Genomic DNA, 15,713 nt, shown 5'->3' with positions numbered 1-15,713 from the left:
TGACTCGACGTCCTGTCTCGACAAACCTCAGTCCGCCATCCCTGGCGGCCTGACCTTGCCATCGGGTCTTCGTCTCACCGATTTCAGCGGGGACTCAACCCCCTCGCTGCACGCTCTGCGCCAGGGGGGCACAAAGATGTCGCTGTGGTTGTCATGCGGGAAAACGAGTCAGCCATGGCTAACAAGGTTGAAGACGTTCACAGTATCTACTCTTTTACCGTAGCCCGGGTAAGGCATCAGCCGCACCCGGGAAGTTTTTACTGCATTCCCAACACTCCTGGCAGCCAGAGAGATATCGCCGGAATATAGGTCACCATCCCCAGCACAATCAGCAGCATCGCGTAAAACGGCAGCATCGCCTTCACCACCGTTTCAATCTTCTGCTTACTCACCGCACTGGCGACGAACAACACCGATCCCACCGGTGGGGTAATCAATCCGATCCCGAGGTTGACCATCATGATCATGCCAAAATGTACCGGATCGATCCCCAGCGCATTCGTTACCGGCAGCAGCACTGGCGTCAGGATCAAGATGATCGGCGCCATATCCATCAAGGTGCCAATCAGCAACAGCATGATATTGAGATACATCAGAATGACGTATTTATTGTCCGATAACGACGTGAAAAATTCGGTGATGCGCATCGGAAGCTGCATATAGGTCATCACGGCGCCAAAGGCGGCCGCAAAGCCGATAAGAATCATCACAATGGTGACCGTCTTCACGGTACGGCACATCAACTTCGGCAGCTCATTCCATTTGTAATCACGGTAGATGAACATGGTGACGAAGAAGGCCCACAGGCAGGCGACAGCGGCAGATTCTGTGGCGGTAAAAATCCCGGAAAGAATGCCGCCGAGAATAATCACTACCGTCATCAGCCCCCATAACGCATCAACGAACATCCTGATCGCCTGCTTAAACGGAATCCGCTCCCCTTTCGGGTAACCGCGTTTGTGGGCAAAACCCAGACATAACGTCATCAGGCTCACGCCCAACAGCAAACCCGGCAGAACGCCCGCAATAAACAGCGTCGCAATGGATACCGTGCCTCCCGCCGCCAGCGAGTAAATGACCGAGTTATGACTGGGCGGGATCAGGATAGCCTGCACCGATCCGCTGGCCGTTACCGCCGCCGCATATTCACGCGGGTAGCCCTTTTTTTCCATTTCCGGGATCATCACGCTACCGATGGATGCCGTATCGGCGACCGACGAGCCGGAAATCGCGCCAAAAAAGGTCGATGCGACAATGTTCACCAGGGACAACCCGCCGCGAATGAACCCGACAAACAGATAGGCAAAATTGACCAGCCGCCGCGCGATGCCGCCCTCCGCCATGATTGCTCCCGCCAGAATAAAAAACGGAATCGCCAGCAGCGTGAATTTGTTCACCCCGCTGGTTATCTGGATCATCAGCGCTTCCAGCGGAAGATCTATCCACAACGCGCCGGCAACGGCACTCAACCCGACGGCAAACGCCACCGGCATACCCAGCGCCAGCAGAATGGCGAGGGTGAATAACAATACAAATGCGTCCATTGTTCACCCCTTACCCATGGTTGCCAATCAGTACGACCGGGCGGTTTTCCTGCGAGCCGAACAACAACCGTTCGAGCACAAACAGGATCAGAATGGCCGAACCTATCGGCAACGGCAGATAACTTTCGCCTGAGGTCAGCAGGGGAAACTCCGCCACAGGTTGTTCCCACAGCTCAACGCACAGCCAGTAGCTGTACCAGCACATGATGAGAGAGATGAGCAGCATCAACAGATCGACAAGCCGCGCGCATACCATCTTTAGCGTGTCAGGCAGACGATCCGTGAGCATGTTAACCGCAATGTGGGAACCGGCGCGGTACCCCACCGCCGCGCCAATGAACGTAAAAGTGACCATACAGATGATGGCAATGGGTTCCGGCCATGACTCTCCGCGATTCAATACGTAACGCGAGAAAATGCCAATCGGAATAACAATCGTCATCACCAGCAGTGATATGCCGGCCACCGTCATAGCAAGCAGGTACAGGCGATCCATCCACTTTAAGTAGAGTTCTGACATACATTCTCCGCAGAAAAGTGGGGTTATTTAACGTCAGCGATAGCTTTCATCAGATCCTGATGCTTATCGCCATACTGGGCGCGCACCGGCTCTGTCGCTTTGATAAACACCGATTTATCAATGTCATGAAATTGCACGCCGCCCGCTTTCATTTTATCCAGCGCCTGCTGGGTATAGGCTTCCCAGAGTTTGCGCTGTTCGAACTGTGCTTCACGCGCCAGGGTGAGGATTTTTTTCTGATCATCGGCGCTGAGTTTGTCCCATTTCACTTTGGAGTAGAGCAGCATTTCAGGGGTGATAAAGTGACCGCTGAGGGTATAGTTTTTGGCAACCGGCATATAGTTATGGGCGATAAACGTCGGCGGGTTATTTTCCGCGCCATCAATTACCCCCGTTTGCATGCCGCTATAGACCTCGCTCACTCCCATCGCCACTGAGTTAGCGCCCATCTGTTTTAACGTTGCCAGAGCGACGGGGCTGCCCTGCACGCGAATTTTCATGCCGTTCAGATCTTCGGGCTTAACCACCGGTTTTTTTGTGATGAGATTGCGCGTACCGGAGTCCATCCAGCCCAGAAATACCAGCCGGGATTTCGGATTGGCCGTCAGCTTATCGCCAATCTGTTTACCGATATCGCCATCAATGACCTTGTGCATATGGTCTTCATCCCGGAAGACATACGGCAGGGTGAAAACTTCAATATCCGGGAGAATAGCGGCAACAGGGGCCATTGAGACGCGAATCATATCGATAGCGCCCATTTGCGCCTGCTCGATCATCTGTTTTTCATCGCCCAGAACGCCGCCGGGAAAGACTTTAATCTCCAGCTTGCCGTCCGTTTGTTGTTTGAGTTTTTCACCCATGTTCTGCACAGCAACAATATTGGGATAGCCTTCCGGATGCACATCGGCAGCTTTAATCGTCTGCGCATTAACGGCAGATACAGATAACAGTGACACGGTGGACAGGCACAACGCGGCCAGCAACGGCTTGAAAGTCGTTTTCATCGGGTCTTCTCCAGGGTAGTGAAAGGTAAATGTTAAAACAATGTTTTATTTTTACGCTTAAAAACTAGACTACCGCTGGAAAAGGGAGGGTGAAGCGCCTCACAAAAAGCGCTAAAAAATGAAACGGCGGTTTAAATTGGTGGCAAGGATCGCAAACTGCGTAAAAACGCGGCCTGAAATGGGGAGTTATTGCCCTTTACGCACCAGATAGCGATACGGCAGCGATTGCGTCTCATGGGCCACCAGTTCGTGTTCCATAAAGCGGCAGAACCCCGGAATGTCACGGGTGGTCGCCGGATCGTCAGCAATCACCAGCAGGGTTTCACCCGGCAGCATATTGCGTACGGTTTTGCGCACCATCATCACCGGCTCAGGGCAACGCAGGCCCAGCGCGTCAAGAGTATGGTCGGCGGTAGTAAAGAGGTCGGTCATTTTCGTCTCACACGGGAAAAAACGGCATTAGTTTACGCTGCCCATTTTGTGACGCAAGCCAGGTTAACGATTGCGTTAAAAATAACCATTGCATCGGCGTAATGTTGCAGTATCATTCTGCGGCTTTGCACAGTATCAACACGCGCTATTGGCGCAGCCGTTTGATTAAGGCCAGCGCGCAGGCACCCCGGCGTACATCGAGTACGTAAGGATGACGAGCACTGCCGATGTGAAAATGGCAAGAAAAATAGCGTGTTACATGCTTATTGGGTTCCCTCACCCCAAACACTAAAAAGGTCACAATATGACGCAGTTTTCACAAACTCAGCGCATGAAAGCGCTGTTCTGGCTATCCCTTTTTCACCTGCTGGTGATCACCTCCAGTAACTATCTGGTACAGCTACCGGTTAACATTTTCGGCTTCCATACCACCTGGGGCGCATTCAGTTTCCCGTTTATTTTCCTGGCGACAGATTTAACCGTGCGTATTTTTGGCGCGCCACTCGCCCGACGGATTATTTTCGCTGTGATGGTACCTGCGCTGGTTATCTCCTACGGCATCTCTTCCCTGTTTTACATGGGAAGCTGGCAGGGCTTTGAAGCACTGACTCATTTCAACCTGTTCGTCGCCCGTATCGCTACCGCCAGCTTTATGGCTTACGCGCTGGGGCAGATCCTCGACGTGCATGTCTTTAACCGCCTGCGTCAGAACAAACGCTGGTGGCTGGCGCCTGCGGCCTCAACGGTGTTCGGTAACGCCAGCGACACCCTCGCTTTTTTCTTCATCGCCTTCTGGCACAGCCCGGATCCGTTTATGGCCGAACACTGGATGGAAATCGCCCTGGTGGACTACGCCTTTAAGGTCATTATCAGCATCGCCTTCTTCCTGCCGATGTACGGTGTGTTGTTGAATATGCTGTTGAAAAGACTGGCAGACAAATCTGAAATATCAGCGTTACAGGCCAGTTAAGAGTACGCGATGCCAGTTGTGGTAAGATGGCCCGCATGAGCCGTTATGGCTGTTTATCGAAAGGAAGAAGTCAATGCGCAATCTGGTTAAATATGTCGGTATTGGCCTGCTGGTAATGGGTCTGGCGGCCTGCGACAACAGCGACAGCAAAAAAACACCCGCTCAGGGGGCATCTGCAGAAAGCAACGCGACCGGGCAACCGGTAACACTGCTTGATGGCAAACTCAGCTTCTCGCTGCCCGCAGACATGACCGATCAAAGCGGTAAACTGGGTACGCAGTCTAATAACATGCACGTTTACTCTGACTCAACCGGTCAGAAAGCGGTGATTGTGATTGTGGGCGACGACACTCAGGAAGGGCTGGATACGCTGGCAAAACGTTTGGAAGACCAACAGCGCAACCGCGACCCGCAGTTGCAGGTCGTAACCAACAAATCTATCGAGCTGAAAGGCCAGAAAATGCAGCAGCTCGACAGCATCATCTCTGCCAAAGGTCAAACGGCCTGGTCTACCGTAGTGCTGGGTAAAGTAGATAACAAACTGCTGACTTTGCAGGTGACGCTGCCGGCAGATAACCAGCAGCAGGCGCAGACCGCAGCGGAAAACATTGTTAACACCCTGGTCATCAAGTAATCAGGAAGCGGCCTCCAGCGGAGGCCGCTTTTTTAGCCGCCACGTCAGCACGAACGCTCCCGCTACCAGCACCGCCGTCAGCAGATACACCATCGATACTCCCGACCAGGCCATCAACAGCCCGGCAAGCGGCCCGGTAATTCCCAGCGACATATCCATAAACACCGTGTAGGTGCCCAGCGCCGCGCCCTGATTGTGCTGCGGCACCGCTTTGACCGCCACCACCCCCAGCGCAGGGAAAACCAGCGAGAAGCCTGCCCCGGTCAGGAATACCCCGATTTTCGCCACCAGCGGAGCATCGGCGATACCCACCAGAATCAGGCCGACCACCTCCACCGCCAGGCTTATCATCGCCACATTCAGGCCGCCCAGGCGGTTGATGCTGTTCGGAAACACCAGCCGCGAACCCACGAACGCCAGGCTAAACAGCGTCAGGGCGAAGGCCGCGCCATCCCACCCTTTCGCGTCATAAAAGAAGGTGATAAAGGTGGCAATAACCCCAAAACCAGCCGTACCCAGCGCCAGCCCCATCCCATAAACCCAGACATACCCGAGCACCGCACGAAATGGCAGTGGTTTACCTTTGCTGGCTTTTACTGCCGCACGCGGCAACGCGCAGGCAATCGCAATAAACGCCACTACCATAATGAACCCGCCCAGCCCGCTCAGCCCGGCGTAGTTGTAGCAAATCACGCCAAGCGGCGCCCCCAGCGCCATTGCGCCATAGGTCGCGATACCATTCCAGGAAATAACACGGGCAATATGCAGTGAACCGACCACCCCCACGCCCCAGAGCATCGACCCGGTCCCGGCGAAGCTTTGCCCGACACCGAGAATAATGCGCCCGACGCAGAGCAGCACCAGGCTGACCAGCGGCGAGCCGCTTTGCAGATCTGCCAGCAGATACCCCAGCCCACAAATAAACGCGCCGCAGAGACCAAACACCACCACTTTTTTCGGGCCGAGCATATCGGCGTAGCGTCCGGCGTGCGGACGACTGATAAGGGTGGCGAAGTATTGCAGGCTAATGACCAGCCCTGCCCAGAAGGCGCTATAGCCCAGCGTTTCATGGACATAGCCGGGCAAAACTGCCAGCGGCAAACCTATCGTGAGGTAACTTGCGAAGTTGAAGATAACGACGGAGAGAATCCGCAGATTAAGACGTAATCCGCTTAGCGCCGGTTCAGCGGCTTGTTCGGGCATGGGGGTTCACCAGATTTTCACAACGATGTTTCACTATTACCACGTCATGACCTGGAAATCAGCATGGAGATTAAGAATATGTGCCTCGGGCGAAGCGTCCGCCAGTGGCTACACTTATCGGGCGGTATAGAAAAAGGAATTGCCCATGACACAGCCCCAACCCGATCGTGCGGGTTTACATATTCTGCTTAAACTGGCCTCACTGGTCATTATTCTGGCCGGTATTCATGCCGCTGCCGATATCATTGTTCAACTGTTACTGGCGCTCTTTTTCGCCATTGTGCTTAATCCGCTGGTGACCTGGTTTATTCGCCGGGGCGTGAAACGGCCTGTCGCCATCGCCATTGTGGTACTGGTGATGCTTGTCTTCCTGACCGCGCTGATTGGCGTGCTGGCCGCCTCGGTGAATGAGTTCATGACGATGCTGCCGAAATACAATCGGGAGTTCACGCGTAAATTCCTCCAGCTTCAGGATGCGCTCCCTTTCCTGCACCTGCATGTTTCGCCAGAACGGATGCTGCAACGAATGGATTCCGAGCGCGTAATGAGTTTTGCCACGACAATGATGACGCAACTGTCTAATGCAATGGCGAGCATCGTTTTACTGGTAATGACCATGGTATTCATGCTTTTCGAAGTGCGTCATGTGCCCTATAAAATGCGTTTCGCGCTGAATAACCCTCAGATTCATATCGCCGGTTTGCACCGCGCGCTTAAGGGTGTGTCTCACTATCTGGCGTTAAAAACGCTGCTCAGTTTGTGGACGGGGGTGATCGTCTGGGCGGGGCTGGCCATTATGGACATCCAGTTTGCGCTCATGTGGGGGGTACTGGCGTTTCTGCTTAATTACGTGCCGAATATCGGATCGGTACTTTCGGCCATCCCACCGATGGTGCAGGCTTTGCTCTTTAACGGCCCGTATGAGTGGCTGCTGGTCGGCGGCCTGTTTCTCGTCGTGCACATGGTTATCGGCAATATTCTGGAACCACGCATGATGGGTCACCGACTCGGTATGTCGACACTGGTGGTTTTTCTTTCGTTACTGATTTGGGGTTGGTTGCTCGGTCCGGTGGGGATGCTGCTCTCTGTGCCGCTCACCAGCGTCTGTAAAATATGGATGGAAACCACCAGCGGCGGGAGCAAGCTGGCCATTATGCTTGGCCCAGGCAGGCCGAAAAACCGCCTGCCCGGCTAACCCTGCGTTAGCGCAGGTTGTTAGGAAAATCCGCCGGAAGCTCACTGGCCGCGCAGGCGATGACGCTGTCATTGTCTGCGCCGCAGTCGCGCACAAAGGTAATAGTCGCAAACTCATCAATCACCTCGGTCGGATAGGCCGGGCCCGCCGCACGATAGGATTCCATCAGCGGAATATGATCGTTCTGGAAGCACACGGTTTTTTCCGGATTGTTGATCACCCAGCGAGGGAAGAAGATCGTGCCATGGAACAGGCGATCGCCGAGGTTGACGATCAAACTCACGTCAGTACCGGTCGGCTCGGTCCAGGAGATTTTATAAATGCTCTCACCAACGCGTACAATGTAAGCCTGCTGGTTTTTCACCCAACGGTTTGCCACGATACCGCTATGAATACGGTAGTCCAGCGTGGTCTCGTTTTTGACATAAATCTCGTAGTTCCAGCCGTTATCGTAGGTATAAACCAGATGTTTGCCGACGAAACCGCTCAGATCATGTTTATCAAAGCTGCTCATAATTATTCTCCTCTTAATTGATGAGAAGATCGTACCGCTTCAAAAAATGAATGAATAACGCTATGTTTGAATTAAATTCATTCATTTTTTAGATGAGTCATGCATAAAACCACCCTCGAACAATGGTCGCTGCTGCAAAAAGTGGTGGAGCTGGGCAGTTTTGCGAAAGCCGCCGAAGAGACCCACCGCAGTCAATCGTCCGTGAGCTACAACCTGGCGCTCTTGCAGGAGCGTCTGGGCGTGGCGCTGCTGGTACAGGAAGGCCGCCGTGCGGTGCTCACCCCCTCCGGCGAACTGTTGCTTAACCAGGTAAAACCGCTGCTGAAAGCCTTCGACTACGTTGAAACGCGGGCGGCCACACTGCGCAACGGCCAGCGTACCCGGCTCGACCTGGTCGTAGACAGCATCTTTCCCCGCTCACGGCTGTTTGCCATTTTGCGCCAGTTCCAGCAGCGCTATCCGCAAACTCAGGTGCATCTGACCGAAGTCCTCGAAAACGCCTCCGTGGAGCGCCCCGCCTATGCCGAAGCCGACGTGATGGTGCTGACCCGTCGCCAGGACATGACCGGGCGCGGCGAATGGCTGATGAATATTGATTTTGTCGCTGTCGCCCACCGGGATCATCCGTTGTGCGCCGAAACCGCGATTACTGAGGATGTCCTCGCCGCCTGGCCATTAATTCGCATCGCCGACCGGGAGAATCGCCTGCCGCAGGAGAGCGGTGAGTCATGGACTTTTTCAACTATCGATGCCGCCGTGGAAGCGGTGCAGTATCAGGTGGGTTACGGCTGGCTGCCGGAGGAGCGCATCGGGTCTCTGCTTACCAGCGGCGTGCTGAAAATTCTGCCGCTCAGCCACGGTTCACGCCGCGCCACGCCGCTGCATTTGATTGTGAAAAAGGATCTGATGCCGCTCGATGAGCAGGTGGACACGCTGCTGCAACTGTTTAAGGGGCAGTAGTTAAAGATGGGGAGTTTACTGTCAGCGGAAAGGTTCCGCTGACCAGTACCCTTCGCTCGCTTCACGATTTCCACACTTTTATCATGCCTTTTTGATCCCGCGCACCGCATTCGTATGATGAATCAATAAAATCGTCATACTCCTTTTGTGGCAGATTTTCAGGGAAAACCATGTCGTCCTTTCGCTCTCTTAGTGCGTTACTGCTGGCCTGTACTGCGTTTTTTGCCCAGGCTTCATCCCCTCAGGAATTGACCACCGCATGGCCGGTCAACGTAGGACCGCTTAATCCGCATCTCTATACGCCAAACCAAATGTTCGCCCAAAGCATGGTCTACGAGCCGCTGGTAAAATATCAGGCCGATGGCACGGTAAAACCCTGGCTGGCTAAAAGCTGGACCTCCTCTGAGGATGGTAAAACCTGGGTCTTTACGCTGCGTACGGATGTCACGTTCTCCAACGGCGAGCCATTTAATGCCCAGGCCGCGGTGGAAAACTTCCGTGCGGTGCTCGATAACCGCCAGCGTCATGCCTGGCTTGAGCTCGCCAACCAGATAACTGATGTGAAAGCGCTTAGCGACAACGAACTGCAAATCACCCTGAAAAGCGCCTATTACCCGTTCCTGCAGGAGCTTGCCCTGCCCCGCCCGTTCCGCTTTATCGCCCCCTCCCAGTTTAAAAACCACGAGACCATGAACGGCATCGGGGCCCCGATTGGCACCGGGCCGTGGGTATTGCAGACATCGCGACTGAATCAGTACGACGTGATGGTACGTAACGAACACTACTGGGGCGAAAAACCGGCATTGAGCAAGATCACCATTAAAGTGATCCCGGACCCCACCAGCCGCGCGGTGGCCTTTGAAACTGGCGATCTCGATCTGTTGTACGGCAACGAAGGGCTGCTGCCGCTCGATACCTTCTCCCGGTTTAGCCAGAACCCGGCGTTACGCACCCAGCTTTCCGCCCCGGTCGAAACGGTGATGCTGGCGCTGAACTCCGCCAAAGCGCCGACCAATGAGCAGTCCGTCCGTGAGGCGCTCAACTACGCGGTCGATAAAAAGACGCTGATTGATAGCGCGCTGTACGGCACCCAGAAAGTAGCCGACACGCTGTTCGCCCCCACCGTGCCATACGCCAATATTGGTCTGAAAGCGCGTGAATACTCCCCGGCAAAAGCCCGCGCGCTGCTGGACGCTGACGGCTGGAAACTGCCGGATGGCAAAACGATCCGTGAGAAAGCGGGGCAGCCGCTGCATGTCGAACTTGCGTTTATCGGCACCGACGCGATGAGCAAATCAATGGCCGAAATTATCCAGGCTAACCTGCGCGATATCGGCGTGGACACGGCACTTGTGGGCGAGGAAGAGAGCAGTATTTATGCCCGCCAGCGCGACGGCCGTTTCGGCATGATTTTCAACCGCACCTGGGGCGCGCCTTATGATCCGCACGCCTTCTTAAGCTCCATGCGCGTCCCCTCTCACGCCGATTACCAGGCGCAGCTTGGCCTGCCGGATAAAGCGCAGATCGACAAAGAAATTGGCGAGGTGCTGACGACACGCGATGAAACCGAGCGCCAGGCGCTTTATCGCGACATCCTGACCCGCCTGCACGACGAAGCGGTCTATCTGCCCATCAGCTACGTCTCAACGCTGGTGGTGGCGAAGCCTGAACTGGGCGTCATTCCTTTCGCCCCTATCGCCAGCGATATTCCTTTTGAACACATTACCCCGGTGAAACCCTGATGCTGCGCTATGTCATTCGCCGTTTGTTACTGCTTATCCCGATGATCTTCGCCGCGTCGGTGGTCATCTTCCTGCTGCTACGCATGGGGGCGGGCGACCCGGCGCTGGATTATCTGCGCCTGTCGAACCTGCCGCCTACGCAGGAGATGGTGGCCTCAACGCGCATCATGCTGGGGCTGGATAAACCCCTGCCGCAGCAGTATCTGCACTGGCTGTGGCAGGCGCTGCATCTCGATTTCGGTATCTCGTATGCGACCCAGCGCCCGGTGCTGGAGGATGTTCTGCACTTCCTGCCCGCCACATTACAACTGGCGGGCGTCGCGCTGATATTGATTTTGCTCACCTCCGTACCGCTGGGCATTTGGGCTGCACGCCACCGCAACAGCCTGCCGGACTATATCGTGCGTCTGATTGCCTTTCTTGGCGTCTCGATGCCCAATTTCTGGCTGGCCTTTCTGCTGGTGATGTTCTTTTCGGTCTATCTGCAATGGCTACCGGCAATGGGTTACGGCGGCTGGCAACATATCCTGCTGCCCGCCGTGTCGATTGCCTTTATGTCACTGGCGATCAACGCGCGCCTGTTGCGCGCCAGCATGCTGGAGGCCGCCGGACAGCGGCACGTCATCTGGGCGCGGCTGCGCGGATTGAGTGAAAAGCAGACCGAGCGTCAGCATATTTTGCGTAACGCGTCACTGCCGGTGATCACCGCCCTCGGTATGCACGTGGGTGAACTGATTGGCGGTACGATGATTATCGAAAGCATCTTTGCCTGGCCGGGCATTGGCCGCTATGCCGTGTCGGCCATCTTCAACCGTGACTACCCGGTGATCCAGTGTTTTACGCTGGTGATGGTCATCGTATTCGCTCTGTGTAACCTGCTGGTGGATGTGCTCAGCGCTGCGCTCGACCCGCGTATTCGTCACCATGAAGGAGCGCACGCATGAATTTTCTGCGTTCTGCCCGCTGGTCGGTGCGCTTTGCCGTACTGATTCTGGCGCTGCTGTTGGTCATCGCTGTGACCTGCCAGTGGTGGCTGCCCTATGATCCGCAGGCGATTAACTTGCCCGCCCGCCTGTTACCCCCAGGCAGCGAACACTGGCTGGGTACCGACCATCTGGGGCGCGATATTTTCTCCCGGTTGCTGAGCGCCACCCGCGTCTCCTTAGGATCGGTCATGGCCTGTCTTCTGCTGGTGCTGACGCTGGGGTTAACGCTCGGCGGCTGCGCGGGGCTGGCCGGTGGCCGTATCGACCAGGCGATCATGCGCGTCGCGGATGTCTTTATGACCTTCCCCACCTCTATCCTGTCGTTCTTTATGGTCGGCGTATTGGGAACCGGGCTGACAAATGTGATTATCGCCATCGCCCTCTCCCACTGGGCCTGGTACGCCCGCATGGTGCGCAGCCTGGTTCTCTCTCTGCGTAGCCGCGAGTACATTCTGGCCGCCCGCCTGAGCGGGGCGAGCTATACGCAGGTGTTTATCGATCATCTGGCAGGTGCCGTGGTGCCTTCGCTGCTGGTGCTGGCGACGCTGGATATCGGCCACATGATGCTGCACGTGGCGGGGATGTCGTTCCTGGGGCTGGGCGTCAGCGCCCCCACCGCCGAATGGGGGGTGATGATTAACGATGCCCGGCAGTATATCTGGACGCAACCGCTGCAAATGCTGTGGCCGGGTCTGGCGCTGTTTGTCAGCGTGATGGCCTTTAATATGGTGGGCGATGCCCTGCGCGACCGCCTCGATCCACATCTGGAAACGGAGCATGCCCACTGATGCCTGCGCAACTTGAACTGCGAAATTTCACCCTTGAGGCGCAGCGCCCCCTCACCCATGACGTCTCACTCACCCTTCAGCGCGGGCGCGTGCTGGCGCTGGTCGGCGGAAGCGGCAGCGGGAAATCGCTGACCTGTGCCGCCGCGCTCGGCGTATTGCCTGCGGGTGTGCGGCAAACGGCGGGCACGCTGCTGGCAGATGGTCAGCCCATCTCGCCGCAGGCGCTGCGTGGGCTTAAAGTGGCGACCATTATGCAAAACCCGCGCAGTGCCTTTAACCCACTGCGGACCATGGCGGCGCACGCCAGGGAAACCTGCCGGGCGCTGGGCAAACCGGCGGATGACGCCACGCTTATCGCCGCCCTGGGCGACGTTGGGCTGGAGGCGCCGGAACGGGTACTGACGCTCTACCCGTTTGAGATGAGTGGCGGCATGTTGCAGCGCATGATGATCGCAATGGCGCTGCTCAGCGATGCGGCCTTTATTGTCGCCGATGAACCCACCACCGACCTCGACGCCGTGGCGCAGGCCAAAATTCTCGATCTGCTCGAACGTCTCTTACAAACCCGCCACTGCGGCATGTTGCTGGTTACCCATGATATCGGCGTAGTGGCGCGGCTCGCCGACGACGTGGCGGTGATGGAAGCAGGGCGTATTGTCGAGCAGGGCAGTGTCGATGTGCTGTTTCGCACCCCGCGACATCCGGTGACACGCAATCTGGTGGCGGCGCATCTGGCGCTGTACGGGATGGAACTTAGCCAATGAATTTACTCACGATATCTAACGTCACCCACCGCTATCACGCCCACCCGGTGCTGGAGAATATCTCCCTTTCTATCAACAGTGGGGAAAGCCTTGCGCTGTTAGGGCGTAGCGGGTGTGGCAAAAGCACGCTGGCACGCCTGCTGGTTGGGCTGGAAAGGCCTGTCAGCGGTGAAATCAGTTGGCAGGGAACCCCGCTTTCCCGCATGTCCGGGGCGATGAAAAAAGACTTCCGCCGGGATATTCAACTGGTCTTTCAGGACGCCATCAGCGCCGCCAACCCTCGCAAAACGGTGCGCGACATTCTTGCCGAACCGTTGCGCCATCTGTTCAGCTTAAGCAAAACGGAACAGCACACCCGCATCGAACAGTTGATGCGTGATGTGGAACTGGAAATCAGCCTGCTTGACCAGCGCCCACCGCAACTGAGCGGCGGGCAGTTACAGCGCGTCTGCCTGGCCCGCGCGCTGGCGACCCGCCCGACGCTGCTCATCCTTGATGAGGCCGTGTCCAGCCTGGATCTGGTCTTGCAGGCAGGCATCATCCGTCTGCTGAAAAAACTACAACAGCACTCGGGCATTGCCTGCCTGTTTATCACCCACGATTTACGTCTGGTGGAGCGTTTTTGCCAGCGCGTGGTGGTGATGGAGAATGGCCATATCAGCGAAGATATTGCCGTCACCCACCCCTTACGCTTTACCTCTCTCGCCGGACAGGCGCTGCAACAGGCCGTCTTGCCCGCCTATCCCAAAACCCGAACACCAGGAACACTGCCATGCAACGCGTAACTGTTACTCTTGATGATGACCTGCTTGTCACTCTCGACGATCTGAGCCAGCGCCGTGGCTATCACAATCGCTCCGAAGCGCTGCGGGATATTTTACGCGACGCACTCACCCAGCAAGCGGCCTGCGAGCAGGACACACGGGGCTATGCGGTGCTGTCATATGTGTATGAACATGAAAAGCGCGATCTGGCGAGCCGCATTGTCGCTACACAGCACCACCATCATGACCTCTCAGTCGCCACGTTACATGTGCATATCAACCATGACGACTGCCTGGAGATCGCCGTCCTGAAAGGTAAAATGGGCGATGTGCAGCAATTTGCCGATAGCGTCATCGCCCAGCGCGGTGTGCGCCATGGCCACCTTCAGTGCGTTACGGATGACACTACCCCGCCAGATCACGGGCATACGCACGGGTTGAAACATATTGTTCTGTAAGACGCAGCGCCTGCTCAATACGCGTGGGTTCGAGTGTGAACGGTAAATGCTCCAGAGCATCACGCGGGAAGGGAATACTGCGCGCCACCGCCTGGATGACCGCCAGGCGGATCTCTTTCAGCGGTGCCAGGGTTAGCGGCATCTCATACTGACGCAGCAGCGCCAGTAACACCGGGTCAGGCTGGCTATTTTCATTTTCCAGAATGGATTGCACCAGCAGACTGAATCCCACACGTTCACCGTGTAGCCACTGACGCAAAGCCGGCTCCTGGGTGAGGCGGTTATGAATCGCATGCGCCACACCCGGCGTGGGGATTTCGCCGCGCACGCTGTTTGCCATACCGGCCACGGCAATATTGGCGTCAATAACGTTGATCAGCGCATCCGACACTACCTGAGCTTTATTATCGCGAATAGCCTGTTGACCGTGTTTTTCATAAATTTCGACGGCCAGACGCGCGTTTTGCACTTTTAATTGCAGCCCGAGATTATCAGGATTTTTCTGCAAATAAGGACGAAACTCGTACCATTTCGCCAGCGCATCGACGATGCCCGCTTTTAAATAACGCACATCGCTGCGGGCAATGACTTCGCTGTCCACCAGCACCAGGCGCGGCAGTGTGCGTAAGGCCTGGCTACTGATTTGCGCGCCTTCATCCGTATAGAACACCGATAAAGGCGACCAGGCCGCACAGGTCGCTGCCAGTGTCGGAATGGTGATAGATTCGCCGCCCTCAAGGGTATCGGCGACGGCTTTGGCGGTATCCAGAACGCGCCCGCCGCCCACGCCGACAATAAACTGCACCCCCAGTTTTTTTGCCCGCTGCACATAGCGGGCAACGCTATCTTCGGTACAGTAACCGGTCATGATCTCCGTCTGCCAGCGGATACCGCTGGCGCGTAAGCTCTCTTCAAGCCCAGGGTTGACCTGCGCCCATGCCTTTACGCTGGTAATTATCAAAATATGCTGGGTAAGCGGCGCAATATATTTTCCTGCGTCATGACGAATACCAGACTGGTGAAACCAGGTCTGCGGAGTTTTTATCGCAAGCATTGGCATGTCCATGTGTGTGCGAATTATTTCGCTTTATCTCACCATGCTACAAAAATAAAAATTAAAAACAATAATCTCTATTTCTTCTATTTTCATATCGATAGAAGAATATTGGATAAGGCAATAAATACCTTGCCCCGCGATATATCCATCAATGAAGATACTTGCAGAAAATAGT

Annotated in this window: 17 protein-coding genes; 10 read left to right on the top strand and 7 right to left on the bottom strand. The window is 55.8% G+C overall.

The window, feature by feature from the left end; all coding sequences use genetic code 11:
* Positions 1-257: 257 nt before the first annotated feature.
* From ACS0RQ_RS01620 to tusA, 4 genes are all read right to left on the bottom strand, one after another.
* Positions 258-1,544 (bottom strand): TRAP transporter large permease, encoded by a 1,287-nt coding sequence (locus ACS0RQ_RS01620; protein WP_079496990.1) that lies wholly within the window; start codon positions 1,542-1,544, stop codon positions 258-260.
* 10 nt (positions 1,545-1,554) lie between these two features.
* Positions 1,555-2,064 (bottom strand): TRAP transporter small permease, encoded by a 510-nt coding sequence (locus ACS0RQ_RS01615; RefSeq protein WP_041851326.1) that lies wholly within the window; start codon positions 2,062-2,064, stop codon positions 1,555-1,557.
* 23 nt (positions 2,065-2,087) lie between these two features.
* Entirely contained in the window at positions 2,088-3,071 is a 984-nt protein-coding gene (locus ACS0RQ_RS01610; RefSeq protein ID WP_041851325.1) for a TRAP transporter substrate-binding protein, read from the bottom strand.
* A gap of 186 nt (positions 3,072-3,257) precedes the next feature.
* Complete coding sequence (gene tusA, locus ACS0RQ_RS01605; RefSeq protein ID WP_041851324.1) at positions 3,258-3,503, bottom strand: sulfurtransferase TusA; 246 nt, start codon at positions 3,501-3,503, stop codon at positions 3,258-3,260.
* Between the two features lie 304 nt (positions 3,504-3,807).
* Between tusA and ACS0RQ_RS01600 the strand changes: the two genes are divergently transcribed.
* Positions 3,808-4,473, top strand: coding sequence for a 7-cyano-7-deazaguanine/7-aminomethyl-7-deazaguanine transporter (locus tag ACS0RQ_RS01600; protein ID WP_041851323.1), 666 nt, complete (start codon positions 3,808-3,810; stop codon positions 4,471-4,473).
* A 73-nt stretch (positions 4,474-4,546) separates the two neighbouring features.
* Positions 4,547-5,107, top strand: a complete 561-nt coding sequence (locus ACS0RQ_RS01595) for a DcrB family lipoprotein (protein WP_041851322.1) — start codon at positions 4,547-4,549, stop codon at positions 5,105-5,107.
* Here ACS0RQ_RS01595 and ACS0RQ_RS01590 read toward each other — a convergent pair whose 3' ends face one another.
* Positions 5,108-6,310 carry an MFS transporter gene (locus ACS0RQ_RS01590; protein ID WP_041851321.1) on the bottom strand — a complete coding sequence of 401 codons (1,203 nt, stop codon included), beginning with the start codon at positions 6,308-6,310 and terminating at the stop codon, positions 5,108-5,110.
* A 145-nt stretch (positions 6,311-6,455) separates the two neighbouring features.
* Here ACS0RQ_RS01590 and ACS0RQ_RS01585 point away from each other — a divergent pair, with 145 nt between their 5' ends.
* On the top strand, positions 6,456-7,505 hold the full coding sequence (locus ACS0RQ_RS01585; protein ID WP_271849300.1) for an AI-2E family transporter: 1,050 nt from the start codon (positions 6,456-6,458) through the stop codon (positions 7,503-7,505).
* A 7-nt stretch (positions 7,506-7,512) separates the two neighbouring features.
* On the opposite strand, the gene ACS0RQ_RS01580 is transcribed toward ACS0RQ_RS01585, so the two are convergent.
* Positions 7,513-8,019, bottom strand: coding sequence for a phenolic acid decarboxylase (locus ACS0RQ_RS01580; protein ID WP_041851319.1), 507 nt, complete (start codon positions 8,017-8,019; stop codon positions 7,513-7,515).
* A gap of 99 nt (positions 8,020-8,118) precedes the next feature.
* On the opposite strand from ACS0RQ_RS01580, the gene ACS0RQ_RS01575 reads away from it, so the two are divergent.
* The 7 genes from ACS0RQ_RS01575 (at position 8,119) to nikR (ending at position 14,481) form a co-directional block, all read left to right on the top strand.
* Complete coding sequence (locus tag ACS0RQ_RS01575) at positions 8,119-8,979, top strand: LysR family transcriptional regulator (protein WP_079496989.1); 861 nt, start codon at positions 8,119-8,121, stop codon at positions 8,977-8,979.
* 170 nt (positions 8,980-9,149) lie between these two features.
* Complete coding sequence (gene nikA, locus ACS0RQ_RS01570; RefSeq protein ID WP_271849301.1) at positions 9,150-10,721, top strand: nickel ABC transporter substrate-binding protein; 1,572 nt, start codon at positions 9,150-9,152, stop codon at positions 10,719-10,721.
* The gene (gene nikB, locus ACS0RQ_RS01565) at positions 10,721-11,665 is read left to right on the top strand and encodes a nickel ABC transporter permease subunit NikB (RefSeq protein ID WP_271849302.1); all 945 of its coding nucleotides are present in this window, start codon (positions 10,721-10,723) and stop codon (positions 11,663-11,665) included. Before nikA ends, nikB begins: the two co-directional genes overlap by 1 nt.
* Complete coding sequence (gene nikC, locus ACS0RQ_RS01560; RefSeq protein ID WP_041851315.1) at positions 11,662-12,495, top strand: nickel ABC transporter permease subunit NikC; 834 nt, start codon at positions 11,662-11,664, stop codon at positions 12,493-12,495. The genes nikB and nikC overlap by 4 nt, the downstream gene beginning before the upstream one ends.
* Positions 12,495-13,259 (top strand): nickel import ATP-binding protein NikD, encoded by a 765-nt coding sequence (gene nikD, locus ACS0RQ_RS01555; protein WP_271849303.1) that lies wholly within the window; start codon positions 12,495-12,497, stop codon positions 13,257-13,259. The genes nikC and nikD overlap by 1 nt, the downstream gene beginning before the upstream one ends.
* Positions 13,256-14,044 (top strand): nickel import ATP-binding protein NikE, encoded by a 789-nt coding sequence (nikE, locus tag ACS0RQ_RS01550; RefSeq protein WP_271849304.1) that lies wholly within the window; start codon positions 13,256-13,258, stop codon positions 14,042-14,044. Before nikD ends, nikE begins: the two co-directional genes overlap by 4 nt.
* Complete coding sequence (gene nikR / locus ACS0RQ_RS01545) at positions 14,032-14,481, top strand: nickel-responsive transcriptional regulator NikR (RefSeq protein ID WP_132440189.1); 450 nt, start codon at positions 14,032-14,034, stop codon at positions 14,479-14,481. The genes nikE and nikR overlap by 13 nt, the downstream gene beginning before the upstream one ends.
* On the opposite strand, the gene ACS0RQ_RS01540 is transcribed toward nikR, so the two are convergent.
* Complete coding sequence (locus ACS0RQ_RS01540; RefSeq protein WP_079496985.1) at positions 14,429-15,535, bottom strand: iron-containing alcohol dehydrogenase family protein; 1,107 nt, start codon at positions 15,533-15,535, stop codon at positions 14,429-14,431. The two genes, nikR and ACS0RQ_RS01540, sit on opposite strands and share 53 nt — an antisense overlap.
* Positions 15,536-15,713 lie beyond the last annotated feature (178 nt).

Source organism: Phytobacter diazotrophicus (assembly GCF_052061655.1).
Classification (GTDB): Bacteria; Pseudomonadota; Gammaproteobacteria; order Enterobacterales; family Enterobacteriaceae; genus Phytobacter; species Phytobacter diazotrophicus.
The sequence above is the reverse complement of the archived record's forward strand: the minus strand, read 5'-3'. Positions and strand labels throughout refer to the sequence as shown.

Excerpts from the sequence above, each read along its gene's own strand:
- ACS0RQ_RS01620 (WP_079496990.1), bottom strand. The coding sequence starts at position 1,544 with ATGGACGCATTTGTATTGTTATTCACCCTCGCCATTCTGCTGGCGCTG.
- ACS0RQ_RS01615 (WP_041851326.1), bottom strand. The coding sequence starts at position 2,064 with ATGTCAGAACTCTACTTAAAGTGGATGGATCGCCTGTACCTGCTTGCT.
- ACS0RQ_RS01610 (WP_041851325.1), bottom strand. The coding sequence starts at position 3,071 with ATGAAAACGACTTTCAAGCCGTTGCTGGCCGCGTTGTGCCTGTCCACC.
- tusA (WP_041851324.1), bottom strand. The coding sequence starts at position 3,503 with ATGACCGACCTCTTTACTACCGCCGACCATACTCTTGACGCGCTGGGC.
- ACS0RQ_RS01600 (WP_041851323.1), top strand. The coding sequence starts at position 3,808 with ATGACGCAGTTTTCACAAACTCAGCGCATGAAAGCGCTGTTCTGGCTA.
- ACS0RQ_RS01595 (WP_041851322.1), top strand. The coding sequence starts at position 4,547 with ATGCGCAATCTGGTTAAATATGTCGGTATTGGCCTGCTGGTAATGGGT.
- ACS0RQ_RS01590 (WP_041851321.1), bottom strand. The coding sequence starts at position 6,310 with ATGCCCGAACAAGCCGCTGAACCGGCGCTAAGCGGATTACGTCTTAAT.
- ACS0RQ_RS01585 (WP_271849300.1), top strand. The coding sequence starts at position 6,456 with ATGACACAGCCCCAACCCGATCGTGCGGGTTTACATATTCTGCTTAAA.
- ACS0RQ_RS01580 (WP_041851319.1), bottom strand. The coding sequence starts at position 8,019 with ATGAGCAGCTTTGATAAACATGATCTGAGCGGTTTCGTCGGCAAACAT.
- ACS0RQ_RS01575 (WP_079496989.1), top strand. The coding sequence starts at position 8,119 with ATGCATAAAACCACCCTCGAACAATGGTCGCTGCTGCAAAAAGTGGTG.
- nikA (WP_271849301.1), top strand. The coding sequence starts at position 9,150 with ATGTCGTCCTTTCGCTCTCTTAGTGCGTTACTGCTGGCCTGTACTGCG.
- nikB (WP_271849302.1), top strand. The coding sequence starts at position 10,721 with ATGCTGCGCTATGTCATTCGCCGTTTGTTACTGCTTATCCCGATGATC.
- nikC (WP_041851315.1), top strand. The coding sequence starts at position 11,662 with ATGAATTTTCTGCGTTCTGCCCGCTGGTCGGTGCGCTTTGCCGTACTG.
- nikD (WP_271849303.1), top strand. The coding sequence starts at position 12,495 with ATGCCTGCGCAACTTGAACTGCGAAATTTCACCCTTGAGGCGCAGCGC.
- nikE (WP_271849304.1), top strand. The coding sequence starts at position 13,256 with ATGAATTTACTCACGATATCTAACGTCACCCACCGCTATCACGCCCAC.
- nikR (WP_132440189.1), top strand. The coding sequence starts at position 14,032 with ATGCAACGCGTAACTGTTACTCTTGATGATGACCTGCTTGTCACTCTC.
- ACS0RQ_RS01540 (WP_079496985.1), bottom strand. The coding sequence starts at position 15,535 with ATGCTTGCGATAAAAACTCCGCAGACCTGGTTTCACCAGTCTGGTATT.